Genomic DNA, 15,692 nt, shown 5'->3' on the forward strand with positions numbered 1-15,692 from the left:
AGGGGGAGCCCCGTCCGGGGATGTCGCCCCTGAGCGGGCACCATCAGGCCGATGCGCCGCTGTCGATCACCAGGTCGGTGCCGACCATCGCGCCGGCCATGGGCGAGGCGAGGTGGAGCACGGCGGCCGCCACTTCCCCGGCCTCCGCGACCCGGCCGAGCGGGTTCTCCGACTTCACCCGCTCGGTACGGTCGGCCTCGGTCTCGCCGGGCCGTAGCGACATGGGAGCGGCGGAGGCGCCCGGGCTGACCGCGTTGATGCGGATGCCCTGGTGGATGTGGTCGAGAGCGGCGGCTCGGGTCAGCGCGGAGACCGCCGCCTTCGAGGTGATGTACGCGGCGGCGTTCGGGATGCGCAGGTGTGCGCCCAGGTTGGAGGAGATGTTGACGATGACCCCGCCGCCGTTCTCCTTCATGTGTGCGATCTGATGCTTCATGGCCAGCCAGACACCGGTGACATTGGTCCGCAGCACCGCGTCCCAGTCCTCCTCGCTCACCTCGGCGACGGGCACGGTGCCGCGGAGTATCCCGGCGTTGTTGACCGCGATGTCGAGGCCGCCGAACCGGGTGACGGTGGCGTGTACGAGGTCGCGGAGAAGGCCGGAGTCGGTGACGTCGGCGGTGATGGCGGCAGCCGTGCCGCCGGCCGCCTCGATGAGGCCGACCGTCTCGTCCAGTGAGGCCGCGGTGCGACCCGCGGCGACCACGGACGCGCCCTCGGCGGCGAAGGCGAGCGCGATGGCGCGGCCGAGACCGGATCCCGCGCCCGTGACGAGCACGGTCTTTCCAGCGAAGCGCTGCATGTCGACAACTCCTTTGAATGGACTGTTACTTGGTGCTGCGATGGTTCAGGAGGGCGAGGGTGGCAAGGGCGATTCCCGTCGCGCCGAGGGACCGGGCGTCGCTGCCGAGCGTGAGCAGCACGGCGAACAGGACGGTCGGGCCGAGCTCCATCGCGCTGTTCAGCACACTGCCCGCGAGCCCGGTCCGCTGCTGCGGTACGCCTTCGGCGGTGAGTACGGCGGCTCCCCCGAAGGAGGCCGCGGCACCGGCGGGCAGCAGCACGAGGCCCGGCAGCAGCCCGTACACGTACGGGATGTGCGCATCGAGTCCGGTGAGGGCGAGGAGAGCGAGCCCGGCCGCGCCGGTGCCGAGCCCGGCGGTCGTGACGGCTTTGGCCCCGTACCGAATGATCAGTGGTCCTGCCGCCCGGCCCGAGGCGATCAGCGCGACGGCGAACGGCACGAAGGCGGCCGATGTCTGCAGCGGTGACCAGTCGCGGGCCTGCTGGAGGTGGAGCGAGAGGACCACGAAGGTCATCGCGGTCCCGCAGGCGCTCAACGCGATGGCCGCCAGGGCGAGAGCTCGCCGCTGGTCGAGCAGGAAGGCGATCGGCAGCAGCGGGTCGCGGACGCGACGCTCGGCGCACAGGAACGCGACGAGCAGCGCGGTGCCGCCGAGCAGTGGCACGAACACTCCCGCCGACGACCAGGGACGGGTGTCGGTGACGACGAGCCCGTAACTGGTGAGGACGATCCCGGCGGTGGCGAGCAGGGCCCCCGTCAGGTCGAGCGCCCTGCCCCGGTCCGGAGCGGTGGGCGGCAGCGACCGGGAGGTGAGGAAGAGGGCTGCGACCGCGACCGCGAGCGGCGGCGCGAAGGTCCAACGCCACGAAAGCAGCGACAGGATGACGCCGGAGAGCAGATTGCCGGCCGTCGCGCCGAGCACGGAGAGCCCGCCCCAGGTGGCTATCGCCCTGCGGTACGCGGCGGGGGAGAGAAAGGTGGCGCGCAGCACCGCCATGGCGGCGGGCGCGACGACGGCCGCGCCGGCGCCCTGCGCGAAGCGGGCCGCTATCAGGGTTCCGATGCCAGGAGAGAACGGGGCGACGGCGGAGGCGGCGGCGAAGAGGGCAAGACCCGCGGTGAGGGTGCGCCGTCCGCCGTAACGGTCGGCCAGCCTGCCGCCCAGGAGCAGCAGTCCGGCGAAGGTCAGTCCGTATGCGGCGCTGAGCAGAATCAAGTCGGGCCGTTGTAAGCCGAACTCCCGCCCGATGCGAGGCAGCGGCACAGCGATCGCGGAGAGCGTGAAGATCAGGGTGATCTGGATGCTGCCGAGCACGGCGAAGGCGTACCGGTGCCGCACGTCGACGACGGGGGTGGTGGCTCCCTCGACGGTCATGACCCTCCATCGCATCTTGAACGATCGGTCCATTATGTGGGCGTGCGGGTGGGGTGCGGGATGGAGTGCAGGCAGGAGTGCGGCGGCTCCGGCGGCGTCCGGTGCGGGTGATTCAGTCGAGCAGGGTCAGCGCCTGCTCGACCGCGTCCCGCACCCGTGCGGGATCACTGGACGCCTTGCCGACGATCCGTACGCCCTGCAGCAGGACGAGCAGCATGCGGGCCAGTGCGCGAGGGTCGCGGTCCTCGGGCAGCTCGCCCTGGGCCCGGGCCCGTACGAGTGCGGAGTGCAGCGGGGTTTCGAGGTGGTCCCAGCTGATCTCGACCCGACGCGCGGCCGCGGGGTCGTGCGGGGCCAGCTCGGCCGCGGTGTTGGTGATGAGGCAGCCGTTCAGCCGGTCCTCGGGTGAGGCGGCCTCCGAGGCGAAGCGTCGCACCACCGCGCGGACGGCGGGCAGGGTGGGTCCCGGCTGGGACAGCTCGGCGAGGAGGAGCGGATCGCGCCCCTCGGAGTACCGGTCCACGGCCTTCAGGTACAGCTCGTGCTTGTTGCCGAAGGTGGCGTAGATGCTGGCGCGGCCGATGCCGAGGTGCTCGACGAGGTCGGCCATCGATGTTGCTTCGTAGCCGCGCCGCCAGAACAGCTCAAGGGCCGCCTGCAGCGCGGCTTCCGGATCGAATTCCTTGGTCCTGGCCACAGTGAAGACTGTAACCCCAAGCAGAACGATCGGTCAATAATCTCGTGCGTCGCATGCCGCCGTATGCCGTCGCATCCCGACGCGTTCCCGGTGGTTCGGCGCCGCAGCCATCGTCCGTGTACTGCCCCGGTGGTGACTGCGCGTCATTCGTAGCAGGGCTCCCGCGAATGTCGCCGGTCGCCTGCGGATCTGTCTGCGATCGGTAACAGAGGGATCCCGTAGGAGCGTTCGTATGTCTTGATGAGGGCAGGGCAGAGCAGGGCATCGGCGGAAACGACAAAGGGGCGGGCGGACATGGCGAAGCACAAGGGAAGGGGATGGCACACCAAGCTTCTCGCGGCGGCGCTCGGGGTGACGGCGATGGCCGCTGCCACCTCGTTGTGGACCGCGCAGGCCGGCACCGTCGCAGGAGGGCCCCAGACGTCCATCTCTGCGCCGGACGCCAAGTCCAAGGACCGGGTGGCCAAGGTGGCGGCGGACATCGCGCACGCCTCGGACCGGGGCGCCAAGGGCGTCAACATCACCATCGACGACGGACCGGACCCGGTCTGGACGCCGCAGGTGCTGCAACTCCTGAAGGACAGTGGCGTGAAGGCCACGTTCTGCATGGTGGGCACTCAGGCCGAGGCGTACCCGAACCTGGTCAAGGCGGTCGTGGCGGACGGGCACCGGCTGTGCAACCACACCGTCTCGCACGACACCGCCATGGACACCAAGTCCGAGGCCTACCAGTCCCAGCAGATCCTCGACGCCGAACGCATGATCACCAAGGCGTCCGGAGGCGTCCGGCCGCAGTACTACCGGGCCCCGGGCGGCGCTTTCACCCCGTACAGCCGCCACCTCGCCGCGTCCCGGGGAATGCGGCCGCTGGGCTGGAACGTCGACACCAAGGACTTCGAGCATCCCGGCGTGGACACCATGGTCGCCACGGTCAAGAGCGAGATCTCCAACGGGCCGACCGTCCTCTTCCACGACGCGGGAGGAGACCGCTCCCAGACCCTGGCCGCTCTGCGCGAGGTACTGCCCTGGCTGAGGCAGCAGGGGTACTCCTTCGGCTTCCCCGTGCGGTGAATGAGGCTCGGGGCGCTCTCTCGGTGCCCCGGTTCTCCCTCTGCTGACCGTTCGGCAGGGATGTTGGCTTGTACGGCCGGGATGTTGACCGTTCGGCCGGGAGGTTGACTGTTCGCCCGGGCGCGGAGGCCCTCGGCAGGCCAGCTGCCCGGGCGATGTCTCCTCAAGACTGCCGTGGGGTGAGAAGCCGGCGCAGTGCCGTCGGTGTGTGGCCGAGGTACTCGCGCATGGTCCGGCAGAGATGGGCCTGGTCGGAGAAGCCCAGGTCGGCGGCGAGGGCGGCGAGGCTTTCCTCGCCCGCGTCCAGCCGGTCGAGGGCACGGCCGATACGGACCCGGTTGCGGTAGCGGGTCAGTGAGACTCCCAGCTCACGGGTGAAGGAGCGGCTCAGGCGGTAGGGCGAGACGCCGAGGAGCTCCGCGAGCGGCAGCAGCCCCTCGGAGGCGGGGTGGGACTCGCCGATCGCGTGCCGGGCCGCGGCGACGAGCGCCGCCTCGTCCCGGCCGTGACGGACGCCGGCCGGAACGGTTCCGTCGACGGCCTGGCCGACGGTGGCGGAGAGCAGGCCGAGGAGCTCCTCGGTCACCGCGTGGTCCACGTCTCCGGTGCGGGCGGACGCGAGGACGCGGCGGTGGGCCAGGTCGAGGCGGGTGCCCACGTACACGCTCTGCCGAACCGGGCGGGCGTCCTCACCCGCAACGACTCTCCACAGCGCGGGCGTCAGGCTGATCGACGTGCACTCGTCGCCCCCGCCGGCCGGGTGCGCGAAACGCTCCTCCTCGCCCGGGACGCCGAGATAGGCCATCGTCAGGTCGACCTCGGCGGGGGTGCCGGCTGTCTGCCTGCGGAACCGGCCGCGGCGCACGAGCACCAAGCGGTAGTCCTCACGAACCTCCGCCGGTGACCAGCGGGTGTGGTCGTCCCGGCAGTCGACCGCGGTGATGCAGAAGCCCGGCCGGCTGGCGACGACGGTGGAGGTGAGCACTCCTGAACGCTACGCCGGAGGTCTGACAGCCGCCCCGCGCAAGGATCTTCAAGACCGGGCAGGGGTGTGGCGAGCAGGCTGAGCGGCGTCGCACCTCACCCCGTACTGCCATCAAGGAGTCCCGTCATGCCCGCTCCCGCCAGGATCAGCACCGTCGTCATCGACTGCGGCGACCCGGCCCGGCTCGCCGAGTTCTACAGCAAGGTCACGGGCCAAGAGATCGCCGAAAGCGGCGAGGACTACGCGTCCCTCGTCGGCGGGGACCACCCCGGCCTGGCCTTCGTACGCGTCGAGGGCCACCGGGCCCCCGGCTGGCCCGACGAGAACAACCACGCCCACCTCGATTTCACGGTCACCGACCTGGAGGAGGCGGCCGGCCGGATCGTCGCCCTCGGAGCGTCGAGGCCCGAGTTCCAGCCGGGCAAGGACGAGTGGATCGTCCTCACCGATCCCGAGGGACACCCGTTCTGCCTCGCCGCCGGCGCCTGACCGATCACCCGACAGGAGAAGACCGGATGGCTCACATCCACAAGGAATTCCTGATCGACAACTCCCCGGAGAACGTCTGGGACGCCCTGCGCGAGGTCGGGGCCGTGCACCGGCGCCTGGTGCCTGGCTTCGTCACGGACACCCGCATGGAGGCGGACACCAGGATCGTGACCTTCGCGAACGGAGTCGTCGTGCACGAGCTGATCGTGGACATCGACGAGGACGCCCGCCGGGTGGCCTACGCGGTGGTGGGCGGCTCCCTGGCGCCGAAGCGCCATCACGCCTCGATGCAGGTCTTCGACGCCACCGAAGGGCGCAGCCGCTTCGTCTGGACGACCGACGTGACGCCGGACGAACTCGCGGGCTCCATCAGCGAGATGGTCGAGCAGGGCGCGCACGTCATGCAGGACACGCTGAAGGCCCCCTCGGTTACCCCGGCCCCGACGGACAGGTAGGGCCCAGGGCCTCTCGCGCAGGTTGCCGGCCGGGGCACCCCTTCGGGCCCGCTACGAGCCGGTGTCCCCGGCCGCACGGCCCACCCGTGCCCGGCTCGGCGAAGGTTTCGGTGTTCCGGGAGATTCAGAGGGCGAGGGATGCGGTCGTGCGGGCCGGGTGCCGGGGGCCGAGGAACGCCGCGTGGCCGGCGCCGCCGGGAGCGGGGTGGGTGGCCTGTGTCCAGCCGAGGCGCCGGTAGAAGGACAGAGTCGGTTCCGCGCGTACGGAGGTCAGCAGCCAGCACCTGCCGTCCGGTGCGTCCGCGGTCACGGCATCCAGGAGGGCGGCACCGATCCCCCGGCCCTGCGCCGCGCCGGCGACAGCGAGTTCGTCGACCTCACGGCCACCGCACAGCCACGCGGCCGTGAGGTCGGCGCCGAGGGCGGCCGAGACCTGCGGGTAGCAGCGTACGGACGGGAACGCCGCGCCCGTTGTCCACCCCGTGGCGAACCCCAGCACATGGTCACCCTCGACGGCGAGGGCCGCGGTGAACCCCGGCCGGGCGACATCGTGGGCGAGGCGCTCCACGTACTGGGCGGCCTGCGCCTCGCCCTCGTTCCAGGGCGGCATGGAGAACGCCTCGGCGTAGACCCGGCGTACTCCGTCGGCGAACTCCTGAACGAGCATGCCGGGAGCCGGGCGGACGAGCCGGGTTATCACGCGGCCCTGGTCGCTTCGGCGACGGGGTGCAGAGAGGCGTACTCCAGTGGCGCGGACGGATCGATGGACAGATTCAGCGGGGCGGGCTCGGCTCCCGCCCGGACCAGCAGGTCACCGACGGCCGCGATCATCGCCCCGTTGTCGGTGCACAGCTTCAGCGGCGGGACCCGCAGGGTGATCCCGGCGGCCCGGCAGCGTTCCCCGGCGAGGGCCCGCACGCGGGAGTTGGCGGCCACTCCGCCCACCACGACCAGTGTGCCGACAGCGTGCTCACGGCAGGCGGCCACCGCCTTGCGCGTCAGCACGTCGGCCACGGCCTCCTGGAGCGAGGCGGCGCCGTCCGCGAGCGGCAGTGCCCTGCCCTCCAGCCGGTGTCGCTCGGCCCAGCGTGCGGCGGAGGTCTTCAGCCCGGAGAAGGAGAAGTCGTAGCGAGAGTCCCGCGGCCCGGACAGCGGCCGCGGGAACGCCACGGCGCGCGGATCGCCCTCCTGGGCAGCGCGGTCGATGGCCGGCCCGCCCGGATACGGCAGCCCGAACACCCGGGCCACCTTGTCGAAGCACTCGCCGGCCGCGTCGTCGACGGTGTCGCCCAGGTGCACGATCGGGTCCCTCGCCAGATCCCGTACGAGCAGCAGCGAGGTGTGTCCGCCCGAGACGATCAGCACCATGCAGGGATCGGGCAGCGGCCCGTGCTCCAGGGTGTCGGCGGCGACGTGCCCGGCCAGGTGGTGCACGCCGTACAGCGGCACCCCCAGCGAGAACGCCAGGGTCTTCGCCCCGGCCAGACCCACCTGGAGCGCCCCCGACAGCCCGGGGCCGGTGGTGACCGCCACGGCACCGATGTCCGCCATCCGCAGCCCCGCCCGGTCGAGGGCCTCCCGCACGACAGGCGTGAAGGAGTGCAGGTGCGCCCGCGCCGCGATCTCGGGGACCACTCCGCCGAACCGCGCGTGCTCGTCCATGCTCGACGCCACCGCATGCCCGAGCAGACGCCCCTCGCGCACGAGACCCGCGCCGGTCTCGTCGCACGAGGACTCGATGCCGAGCACCACTGGAGACTCCATATCGCCCTCCTGCACTACATGATTAATTGCAAGTGATGTGCAACTAGGGTACGGCGGAGACCACCTGACCGCTGTCCGGCGCAGCCCGGACAGTAGAGTTCGGGTGCGTCAGCCCCCCCAAGACCCGAGGTACTGTCCGTGAGCCCCGAACCCGCCGTGCACCCCGCTCCACCTGCAGTGAGCGTGGTGGGGATCGGAGCCGACGGATGGGCGGGACTCCCCGAAGCGGCACGCTCGGAGCTCGTCGGTGCGCAGGTCCTGATCGGCGGCGAGCGCCAACTGGGTCTGCTCCCACCGGAGTGCGCAGGGCGCCGCGTGCCGTGGCCCTCGCCGCTCCGGCCCGCGGTTCCCGGCCTGTTGGCCGCACACGCGGGAAGCAGCATCGCCGTTCTGGCCAGCGGCGACCCGATGTTCTACGGCATCGGGCGTGCCCTCACCGAAGTGCTGGGGTCCGCGGGGCTGCGGATTCTGCCGCACCCGTCGTCCGTCTCCTACGCCTGCGCCCGCGTCGGCTGGCCTCTGGAGGACACCGAGGTCGTCACCCTGGTCGGCCGCCCTGCGGCCCGGCTGGCCGCTGCCCTGCACGACGGCCGTCGGCTGTTGGTCCTCAGCGCGGACGCCACCACTCCCGGCGTGGTCGCGGCTCTTCTGCGGGAACACGGCTTCGGGCCGAGCCGGTTGCGGGTGCTGGAACAGCTCGGCGGTGAGAACGAAGCGTGCGCCGAGGGTACGGCGGACGCCTGGACGCGCCCCCCGGGCGACCCTCTGAACGTCATCGCGATCGAATGCCTGAGCGCTCCCGGCGTCCTGCGCCTCGGCGCCGTCCCCGGCCTGCCCGACCAGGCGTACGCGCACGACGGCCAGCTCACCAAGCGCCACGTCCGGGCCGCCACCCTCGGCGTGCTCGCGCCCGCCCCCGGCGAGCTCCTGTGGGACATCGGCGGCGGTTCGGGGTCCGTGGCGATCGAGTGGATGCGGACCCATCCCTCCTGCCGGGCGGTCACCGTGGAGCGCGACCCCGTACGGGCGCAGCGGATCACGGACAACGCCGAACGCCTCGGTGTGCCCGGCCTGCGCGTGGTCACCGGCCGGGCACCCGGCTGTCTGACCGGACTGCCCACGCCCGACGCCGTGTTCATCGGCGGCGGGCTCACGGTGTCCGGGCTGCTGGACGCCTGCTGGGACGCGCTGCCGGCCGGCGGGCGGCTGGTCGCCAACACGGTCACCCTGGAGTCCGAGGCGCTGCTCGCCGAGCGATACCGCCGGCACGGCGGTGACCTGGTCCGCCTCGCAGTCGCGCACGCCGTCCCGGTCGGTGGTTTCACCGGCTGGCGCCAGGCGATGCCGGTCACTCAGTGGTCCGTACGCAAACCCTCGACCAGCGCCACCGGCCCTACCAGCCCCACCGGGGAAAGCCCCACCGGCCCCACCGGGGAAAGCCCGGCCGAAGCCCTCGCGGCAAGCTCGGCCGAAGCCCTCGTCGAACCCTCAGCCGTAGCCCCCGCGGAACCTTCAGGAGACAACAGATGACCGTGTACTTCATCGGCGCAGGTCCGGGCGCGGCCGACCTGATCACGGTGCGTGGTGCGCGTACGCTCGCCGCCTGCGGAGTGTGCCTGTACGCGGGCAGCCTGGTGCCCCGCGAGCTGCTCGCCGAGTGCCCCGCGGATGCGCGTCTGGTGGACACCGCGCAGCTCGACATCGACCAGATCACCGCCGAGCTGGTCGGCGCGCACCGGGCGGGTCACGACGTGGCGCGGCTGCACTCGGGCGACCCGTCGGTGTTCAGCGCGGTCAACGAGCAGATGCGGCGCCTCGACGAGGCGGACGTGCCCTATGAAGTGGTGCCGGGAGTGCCCGCGTTCGCGGCCGCCGCGGCGGCACTCAAGCGGGAGCTGACCGTGCCCACGGTCGGCCAGACCGTCATCCTCACCCGCGTGGCCAACCGGGCCACCGCGATGCCCGAGGGCGAGGACCTGGCGACGCTGGGGCGCAGCGGGGCCCTGATCGTCCTGCATCTCGCCGCCAAGTACGTGGACCGCGTCGTCGAGGAACTGCTGCCCCACTACGGGGCCGACTGCCCGGCCGCCGTCGTGGCGCTGGCCTCCCGTCCTGACGAGGTCATCCTGCGCGGCCCTCTCGACGGCATCGCGGAGCAGGTGAAGGCGGCGGGTGTGATCCGTACCGCCGTCATCATGGTGGGCCGAACGCTGGGCGCCGAGCAGTTCCGTGACAGCCACCTCTACTCGCCCGGACGCGAGCGGCACGTCTGCTGACAGCGACGTCGCACCGGCTGCTGACCGCGACGTCACATCGGCCGTGACAGTCCTTGGTCCTCAGCGCACGCTGCTGCGCCCGACGACCGTGCCGGCCCGGTCGATGCAGATGACGTCGACGGCGACCGGCGCGCCCCGCAGGACCGACAGTGCCTCGTCCCGTGCCGTGACGGCCACCAGGTCACCGAGCGGAACACCGCGCGCCTGGCACGACTGGAGTGCCGCCAGGCCGGTGTTGGCGGCCGCCACCTCGGCGGCGAGGGCTTCGTCCGCGCCGCCTCGCCGGGCCAGTCCGGCGAGGAAGGTCTTGTCGACCTGGGAGCGTCCGGAGTGCAGGTCGAGATGGCCGGCGGCGAGCTTCGACAGTTTGGCGAAACCCCCGCAGACGGTGAGCCGTTCCACCGGGTGGCGGCGGACGTACTTGAGCACCGCGCCCGCGAAGTCCCCCATGTCGAGCAAGGCGATCTCCGGCAGCCCGTACTCGGCCACCACGGTCTTCTCGGAGGTGGAGCCGGTGCAGCCCGCCACATGGGTGTGTCCGGCCGCGCGGGCCACGTCCACACCGCGGCGGATCGAGTCGATCCACGCCGAGCAGGAGTAGGGCACCACGATGCCGGTCGTGCCGAGGATCGAGAGCCCGCCCAGGATGCCGAGCCGAGGATTCCACGTGGAGCGGGCGATCTCCTCGCCGTGGTCCACGGAGACGGTCACTTCGACGTCCCCGGAACCGCGGTGTGCCGCCGCGACCCGAGCGATGTGCTCGCGGATCATCTGCCGCGGCACCGGGTTGATCGCGGGCTCGCCGACGTCGAGCGGCAGGCCGGGCAGCGTGACCGTACCCACCCCCGGTCCGGCCCGGAACACCACACCCGAGCCCGGCGGCAGCGCCCGTACGGTGGCCCGTACCAGAGCGCCGTGCGTGACGTCGGGATCGTCGCCCGCGTCCTTCACCACCCCGGCCATCGCCAGCCCCTCGGCCAGTTCCTCCACCGCCAGGGCGAAGGCCGGGGTCTGGCCCCGGGGAAGGGTGATGGTGACCGGGTCGGGGAAGCCGCCGCTCAGCAGCGCCGTGTACGCGGCCGTGGTGGCCGCGGTGGCGCAGGCACCGGTCGTCCAGCCGGGGCGCAGACCGGTGTGTTTGAGTTGGGCGCTGCGCCCGCCTTTCGCTTCACTCATGGATGGATCCGATGCACGTTCTGATACTGGGCGGGACGACGGAGGCCCGCCGTCTCGCCGAGCTGCTGACTGCGGAGCTTCCCGCCGGAACCAGGGTGACCAGCTCCCTCGCCGGCCGGGTGGCCAGCCCGAGGCTTCCCCCGGGAGAGGTCCGTGTCGGAGGTTTCGGCGGAGCCGACGGCCTTGCGGCATGGCTGCGTACGCACCGGGTGGATGTGCTCATCGACGCCACCCATCCTTTCGCCGGGACGATCAGTTTCCACGCGGCCACCGCAGCCGCTGCCACCCATGTTCCCCTGCTCACGCTGCGGCGGCCCGGATGGGTGCCGGGCGACGGTGACGACTGGCACCCGGTCGGTTCCCTGGCCGAGGCGGCCGGGGCGCTGCCCGCACTGGGGCGGCGCGTGTTCCTCACGACGGGACGCATGGGGCTCGCCGCCTTCGCCGGACTGGACGACCTGTGGTTCCTGATGCGGTCGGTGGACGCCCCCGAACCTCCGCACCCGGCGCGGATGGAGACCCTCCTCGACCGGGGGCCGTTCACACTCGACGGGGAGCGGGAGCTGATCCGCCGCCACCGCATCGACGTCCTCGTCACCAAGGACAGCGGAGGCGCCGCCACCGCCCCCAAACTCACGGCCGCCCGCGAGGCACGGATCCCGGTCGTCGTGGTGCGCCGGCCACCGGTCCCCGGAGGGGTCGCGGTGGCCGACGCCCCGGAGGGGGCCGTCGCCTGGTTGCGGGCACTCGGCTGCCACCCGGCCTGAGGGCTGTCCCGTGCATGGAGGGCGGCGCCGCGGAGGCGAAAGACCCTGGGGGCCGCCCTCGGTGCTCAGCCTCCGGACAGTGCCGGTGGCTCAGCCCTCCGGACAGTGCCGGGCTCAGCCCTCCGGATAGCGGCGCGGCGTCCACACGATCTGCCGTCCGTCGCCCCGCCGCACCCAGCGGGTCTGCGAGGACCCCACGATCAGGATCGTGCGCATGTCGACCTCGGCCGGGTCGAGATCGGCCAGACGTACGGTGCGTACGCTTTCGGCGGGGCCGCCGACGTCCCGGCCGAGGACCACGGGGGTGTCCGGCGAACGGTGCTCCAGAAGCAGATCGCGGGCCTTGCCGACCTGCCAGGTCCGGCTGCGGGAACCGGGGTTGTACAGCGCGAGCACCAGGTCCGCCGAGGCGGCGGCCCGCAGCCGTTCCGCGATGACCTCCCACGGCTTGAGCCGGTCGGAGAGCGAGATCGTGGCGTAGTCGTGGCCCAGCGGTGCGCCCGCACGGGCGGCTGCCGCGTTGGCGGCTGTCACGCCCGGCAGCACCCGTACCGGCACGTCCGCGTACTCCTCCTGGGAGGCCGCTTCCAGGACGGCCGTCGCCATGGCGAACACCCCCGGGTCGCCGCCGGACACCACGGCCACCCGCCGCCCGCGCCGCGCCAGGTCCAGGGCGAACTCGGCCCGCTCCGACTCGACCTTGTTGTCGGAGCCGTGCCGCACCTGCCCCGGACGGACGGGCACCCGCTCCAGGTAGGTGGTGTAGCCGACCAGGTCGTCGGCCGCGGCCAGTGCGCCGCGGGTCTCGGGCGTGAGCCACAGCGGGCCTGCCGGGCCCGTGCCGACCACGACGACCTCGCCGTCGCCCGGGGTGCGTCCGGGACGGGGCGCGTCGATCCTGCTGGGCAGGACGGCGACCGCGAAGTACGGAACGGATGCGGCATCGGTGTCGGCCAGGTCGCCCAGGCGCTCCCCGGCCATCGTGGCGCGCTCCACGTAGCGGGCCTCGGGCAGCCGCCCGGACGCCTCGAACGCCCGGCGCACAGCAGGGAAGGTACGGCCCAGCTTCATGACCACGGCGGCGTCGGTGGAGGCCAGACGCGCGGTCAGCTCCTCCTCCGGAAGGGTGCCGGGCAGGATGGTCAGCACCTCCTCGCCCTCGGCGAGCGGGGTACCGAGCCGGGCGGCCGCAGCACTGACGGAGGTGACACCGGGGATCACCTCGGTGGGGTACCGGTCGGCGAGCCGCTTGTGCATGTGCATGTACGAGCCGTAGAAGAGCGGGTCTCCCTCGGCGAGTACGGCGACCGTGAGGCCGGCGTCGAGGTGCACCGCCAGCCGGGCGGCCGCCTCGGTGTAGAAGTCCTCCATCGCGCCCCGGTAGCCGCCCGGGTGGTCCGTCGTCTCCGTCGTGACGGGGTAGACGAGCGCCTCCTCGATGTGGTCGGCGCGGATGTGCTTCGCCGCGATGGACCGCGCGATGGACCGTCCGTGCCGGGCGCTGTGATAGGCGACGACATCGGCCTCGGCGATGATCTCCACCGCGCGCAGGGTCATCAGGGCCGGGTCGCCGGGTCCGAGCCCTACTCCGTACAGCCGGCCCGTCTTCTGCTCGCTCACGGTTACTCTTCCTCGCTGGCGATCGCGTTGACGGCGGCGGCCGCGATGGCGCTGCCGCCGCGACGGCCGCGCACGATCAGGTGCTCAAGTCCCGACGGGTGTACGGCCAGGGCGTCCTTGGACTCGGCGGCGCCGACGAATCCGACCGGGACCCCGATGACAGCAGCGGGGCGCGGTGCGCCCTCCTCGATCATTTCGAGCAGCCGGAACAGGGCGGTGGGCGCGTTGCCGACGGCGACGACCGCACCGTCGAGCCGGTCGCGCCACAGTTCCAGGGCGGCCGCGCTGCGGGTGGTGCCGAGTTCGGCCGCGAGTCCGGGCACCGCCGGGTCGGACAGGGTGCACACGACCTCGTTGTCCGCGGGCAGCCGCTTGCGGGTGACACCGCTGGCGACCATGGCCACGTCGCACAGGATGGGGGCGCCCGCCCGGAGTGCCTCGCGGGCGCGGGCCACCACGTCCGGGGTGAAGGCGAGATCGCGTACCAGGTCGACCATGCCGCAGGCGTGGATCATCCGGACCGCGACCTGGCTCACGTCCGCGGGCAGGCCGGTCAGATCCGCCTCTGCGCGGATGGTGGCGAAGGACTGGCGATAGATGGCCGGTCCGTCCTTCTCGTACTGGTGCACAGTGCTTTCGCTCTCTTCATCGGGCATGGAACGGTTGGGGTGTCGCGGGGTGGGGCCGAGGGTGTCAGCCGAGGGTGCCGCGGGCCGCCGACACCGCGGCGGCGAGAGCGGTGGGGCTGTCGCCGACGCTCACCGGGGCGTCCCGCCGGCCGGCCCGTACGAGGGTGACCTGATGGCCGTCCGGGGTGGCGACGACGTCGATCCACTCGCCCTGCGGATGACCGCACCGGCGTTCGCACCCCGACCAGTACACCGGCAGCGCGCCCACGGGCCCCAGGGCGGCCGCCGCCTCGGCCCGCACATCGGCCAGGGACTTCGCGCAGCCCGGCCGACCGATACATGCCCCCACGCCGGTCCAGGGGGAGCGGGGCCCGACGATCAGGCCGGCGGCGTCCAGGGAGTCCAGCAGCTCCGCGGCCGGCTCCCGCCCGATCCCGGGAACGACGACGCCCCGCCACGGGGTCAGCCGCAGTTCGCCGTCACCCCGGTGCCTGGCGATGTCCGTCAGCGTCCGCCACTGCCCTGCGCCGATGCGCCCCAGAGGCAGGCCGACCGACAGCGCGACCATGTCGCGGGGGCCGGTCACCACGCCGAGGGCCGGAGCCGTGGCCGGAGCCGTGGAACCCCGCGGCCCCACCGGGGCGACGGTGCGCGTGGTGCGCATTCCGGCCAGCCGCAACCGCCGTACGACCTCGTCGAAGAGGGACCCGGCACCCGCCGGCAGATCCGTCACACGCCAGGCGCCGGAAGCGGGCGAGGCGTCCAGGAAGGCCTCGGCGGCGACGAGTGCGGCCTGCGGCGCCCCGGCGCCCGGTATCCGCACCACGGACTCCTCCGCGCCGAGCCGCAGAATCGCATCCCCGTCACTCCGTGCCCGCAGGGTCACATCGCCGCCGAGCGCGTCCACATCACCGCGTCCGTCGTCGAGCGCGAACAGGAACCGCCCGGACAGACCCGCCGCCGCGTCACTCGCGCACAACAGCGCGTCCAGCGCGGACAGCCACGGGCGGATGTCCCGCTCCCCGCGGCCGTCGAGCCCGGACAGCGGGGAGGCGACGACGTTACGGATCCGCTCGTGCCGTTCGGAGGGCAGCAGCCCCGACTCGCGCATCCCGGAGACCAGTTCACCGCCGCATTCCTGACCCAGACCGCGCAGCTGCACATTGCCGCGCGAAGTGAGATGCAGCTCACCGTCGCCCAGGCGGCCGGCCAACTCCCGCAGCACGTCCGCCTGGTCCGCGGTCAGTACGCCGCCGGGAACGCGGATGCGCGCGAGCGCACCGTCGTCCGCCCGGTGCAGCCGCAGCGTCCCGGGGCAGGCATCACCACGCGCCCGCACGGAAGCGTCTCCGGGCGGTGCAGGTGTGGTGGCTGGCGGGGGCATGGCGGCGAGCATACCGACCATCTCATCAGATCCGTATGACCCACAGTTGGCAAGGGACCCTTACTATGCCTAGTGACGCGCCATCCGGCACGTCGTCGCCACACACGGCGACAGGGGAGGAAGCCCGGTGCGATTCCGGCGCGGTCCCGCCACTGTGAGCTTGGTCCCACCGGCCGGGCGAGTCAGGAACTCCCTTCCC

Annotated in this window: 16 protein-coding genes and 1 riboswitch; of the genes, 6 read left to right on the plus strand and 10 right to left on the minus strand. The window is 72.5% G+C overall.

Features of this window, described 5'->3' with window-relative positions; all coding sequences use genetic code 11:
• Positions 1 to 43 precede the first annotated feature (43 nt).
• The 3 genes from ACIOEW_RS15780 to ACIOEW_RS15790 all read right to left on the minus strand — a co-directional run bounded on the left by ACIOEW_RS15780 (position 44) and on the right by ACIOEW_RS15790 (position 2,877).
• Complete coding sequence (locus ACIOEW_RS15780) at positions 44 to 802, minus strand: SDR family oxidoreductase (RefSeq protein ID WP_362539518.1); 759 nt, start codon at positions 800 to 802, stop codon at positions 44 to 46.
• Positions 803 to 827: 25 nt separating this feature from the next.
• On the minus strand, positions 828 to 2,180 hold the full coding sequence (locus tag ACIOEW_RS15785) for an MFS transporter (RefSeq protein ID WP_401964295.1): 1,353 nt from the start codon (positions 2,178 to 2,180) through the stop codon (positions 828 to 830).
• Between the two features lie 112 nt (positions 2,181 to 2,292).
• Complete coding sequence (locus ACIOEW_RS15790) at positions 2,293 to 2,877, minus strand: TetR/AcrR family transcriptional regulator (RefSeq protein ID WP_401964296.1); 585 nt, start codon at positions 2,875 to 2,877, stop codon at positions 2,293 to 2,295.
• 294 nt (positions 2,878 to 3,171) lie between these two features.
• On the opposite strand from ACIOEW_RS15790, the gene ACIOEW_RS15795 reads away from it, so the two are divergent.
• On the plus strand, positions 3,172 to 3,948 hold the full coding sequence (locus ACIOEW_RS15795) for a polysaccharide deacetylase family protein (RefSeq protein WP_401964297.1): 777 nt from the start codon (positions 3,172 to 3,174) through the stop codon (positions 3,946 to 3,948).
• Positions 3,949 to 4,111: 163 nt separating this feature from the next.
• Here the strand turns inward: ACIOEW_RS15795 and ACIOEW_RS15800 are convergent, their stop codons facing one another.
• Positions 4,112 to 4,933, minus strand: coding sequence for a helix-turn-helix domain-containing protein (locus tag ACIOEW_RS15800; RefSeq protein ID WP_401964298.1), 822 nt, complete (start codon positions 4,931 to 4,933; stop codon positions 4,112 to 4,114).
• Positions 4,934 to 5,059: 126 nt separating this feature from the next.
• Between ACIOEW_RS15800 and ACIOEW_RS15805 the strand changes: the two genes are divergently transcribed.
• Positions 5,060 to 5,422, plus strand: coding sequence for a VOC family protein (locus tag ACIOEW_RS15805; protein ID WP_401964299.1), 363 nt, complete (start codon positions 5,060 to 5,062; stop codon positions 5,420 to 5,422).
• Positions 5,423 to 5,448: 26 nt separating this feature from the next.
• Positions 5,449 to 5,877, plus strand: a complete 429-nt coding sequence (locus ACIOEW_RS15810) for an SRPBCC family protein (protein WP_401964300.1) — start codon at positions 5,449 to 5,451, stop codon at positions 5,875 to 5,877.
• Between the two features lie 124 nt (positions 5,878 to 6,001).
• On the opposite strand, the gene ACIOEW_RS15815 is transcribed toward ACIOEW_RS15810, so the two are convergent.
• Both ACIOEW_RS15815 and tsaD read right to left on the minus strand, forming a co-directional pair.
• Positions 6,002 to 6,544: a GNAT family N-acetyltransferase gene (locus ACIOEW_RS15815; protein WP_401964301.1), complete on the minus strand. Its 543-nt coding sequence runs from the start codon at positions 6,542 to 6,544 to the stop codon at positions 6,002 to 6,004.
• Positions 6,545 to 6,573: 29 nt separating this feature from the next.
• Entirely contained in the window at positions 6,574 to 7,641 is a 1,068-nt protein-coding gene (gene tsaD, locus ACIOEW_RS15820) for a tRNA (adenosine(37)-N6)-threonylcarbamoyltransferase complex transferase subunit TsaD (protein WP_401964302.1), read from the minus strand.
• A 132-nt stretch (positions 7,642 to 7,773) separates the two neighbouring features.
• Here tsaD and cbiE point away from each other — a divergent pair, with 132 nt between their 5' ends.
• Together cbiE and cobM are read left to right on the plus strand one after the other, a co-directional pair.
• On the plus strand, positions 7,774 to 9,171 hold the full coding sequence (gene cbiE / locus ACIOEW_RS15825) for a precorrin-6y C5,15-methyltransferase (decarboxylating) subunit CbiE (protein WP_401964460.1): 1,398 nt from the start codon (positions 7,774 to 7,776) through the stop codon (positions 9,169 to 9,171).
• The gene (gene cobM, locus ACIOEW_RS15830; protein ID WP_362539496.1) at positions 9,168 to 9,917 is read left to right on the plus strand and encodes a precorrin-4 C(11)-methyltransferase; all 750 of its coding nucleotides are present in this window, start codon (positions 9,168 to 9,170) and stop codon (positions 9,915 to 9,917) included. The genes cbiE and cobM overlap by 4 nt, the downstream gene beginning before the upstream one ends.
• Positions 9,918 to 9,977: 60 nt before the next feature.
• Here the strand turns inward: cobM and ACIOEW_RS15835 are convergent, their stop codons facing one another.
• The gene (locus tag ACIOEW_RS15835; protein WP_401964303.1) at positions 9,978 to 11,093 is read right to left on the minus strand and encodes a cobalt-precorrin-5B (C(1))-methyltransferase; all 1,116 of its coding nucleotides are present in this window, start codon (positions 11,091 to 11,093) and stop codon (positions 9,978 to 9,980) included.
• Positions 11,094 to 11,104: 11 nt separating this feature from the next.
• On the opposite strand from ACIOEW_RS15835, the gene ACIOEW_RS15840 reads away from it, so the two are divergent.
• On the plus strand, positions 11,105 to 11,860 hold the full coding sequence (locus ACIOEW_RS15840) for a cobalt-precorrin-6A reductase (RefSeq protein ID WP_401964304.1): 756 nt from the start codon (positions 11,105 to 11,107) through the stop codon (positions 11,858 to 11,860).
• Positions 11,861 to 11,974: 114 nt separating this feature from the next.
• Here the strand turns inward: ACIOEW_RS15840 and ACIOEW_RS15845 are convergent, their stop codons facing one another.
• The 3 genes from ACIOEW_RS15845 to cobG form a co-directional block, all read right to left on the minus strand.
• Complete coding sequence (locus ACIOEW_RS15845) at positions 11,975 to 13,480, minus strand: precorrin-2 C(20)-methyltransferase (protein WP_401964305.1); 1,506 nt, start codon at positions 13,478 to 13,480, stop codon at positions 11,975 to 11,977.
• 2 nt (positions 13,481 to 13,482) lie between these two features.
• Positions 13,483 to 14,109 (minus strand): precorrin-8X methylmutase, encoded by a 627-nt coding sequence (locus ACIOEW_RS15850; protein ID WP_362540546.1) that lies wholly within the window; start codon positions 14,107 to 14,109, stop codon positions 13,483 to 13,485.
• Positions 14,110 to 14,173: 64 nt separating this feature from the next.
• Complete coding sequence (gene cobG / locus ACIOEW_RS15855; RefSeq protein WP_362540543.1) at positions 14,174 to 15,505, minus strand: precorrin-3B synthase; 1,332 nt, start codon at positions 15,503 to 15,505, stop codon at positions 14,174 to 14,176.
• Between the two features lie 104 nt (positions 15,506 to 15,609).
• Positions 15,610 to 15,685, plus strand: a riboswitch (cobalamin riboswitch).
• Positions 15,686 to 15,692: the final 7 nt, after the last annotated feature.

This window comes from Streptomyces sp. NPDC087901 (assembly GCF_044742205.1).
Classification (GTDB): Bacteria; Actinomycetota; Actinomycetes; order Streptomycetales; family Streptomycetaceae; genus Streptomyces.

Excerpts from the sequence above, each read along its gene's own strand:
- cobG (WP_362540543.1), bottom strand. The coding sequence starts at position 15,505 with ATGCTCGCCGCCATGCCCCCGCCAGCCACCACACCTGCACCGCCCGGA.
- ACIOEW_RS15805 (WP_401964299.1), top strand. The coding sequence starts at position 5,060 with ATGCCCGCTCCCGCCAGGATCAGCACCGTCGTCATCGACTGCGGCGAC.
- tsaD (WP_401964302.1), bottom strand. The coding sequence starts at position 7,641 with ATGGAGTCTCCAGTGGTGCTCGGCATCGAGTCCTCGTGCGACGAGACC.
- ACIOEW_RS15785 (WP_401964295.1), bottom strand. The coding sequence starts at position 2,180 with ATGACCGTCGAGGGAGCCACCACCCCCGTCGTCGACGTGCGGCACCGG.
- ACIOEW_RS15840 (WP_401964304.1), top strand. The coding sequence starts at position 11,105 with ATGCACGTTCTGATACTGGGCGGGACGACGGAGGCCCGCCGTCTCGCC.
- ACIOEW_RS15835 (WP_401964303.1), bottom strand. The coding sequence starts at position 11,093 with ATGAGTGAAGCGAAAGGCGGGCGCAGCGCCCAACTCAAACACACCGGT.
- ACIOEW_RS15815 (WP_401964301.1), bottom strand. The coding sequence starts at position 6,544 with ATGCTCGTTCAGGAGTTCGCCGACGGAGTACGCCGGGTCTACGCCGAG.
- cobM (WP_362539496.1), top strand. The coding sequence starts at position 9,168 with ATGACCGTGTACTTCATCGGCGCAGGTCCGGGCGCGGCCGACCTGATC.
- ACIOEW_RS15810 (WP_401964300.1), top strand. The coding sequence starts at position 5,449 with ATGGCTCACATCCACAAGGAATTCCTGATCGACAACTCCCCGGAGAAC.
- ACIOEW_RS15795 (WP_401964297.1), top strand. The coding sequence starts at position 3,172 with ATGGCGAAGCACAAGGGAAGGGGATGGCACACCAAGCTTCTCGCGGCG.
- ACIOEW_RS15780 (WP_362539518.1), bottom strand. The coding sequence starts at position 802 with ATGCAGCGCTTCGCTGGAAAGACCGTGCTCGTCACGGGCGCGGGATCC.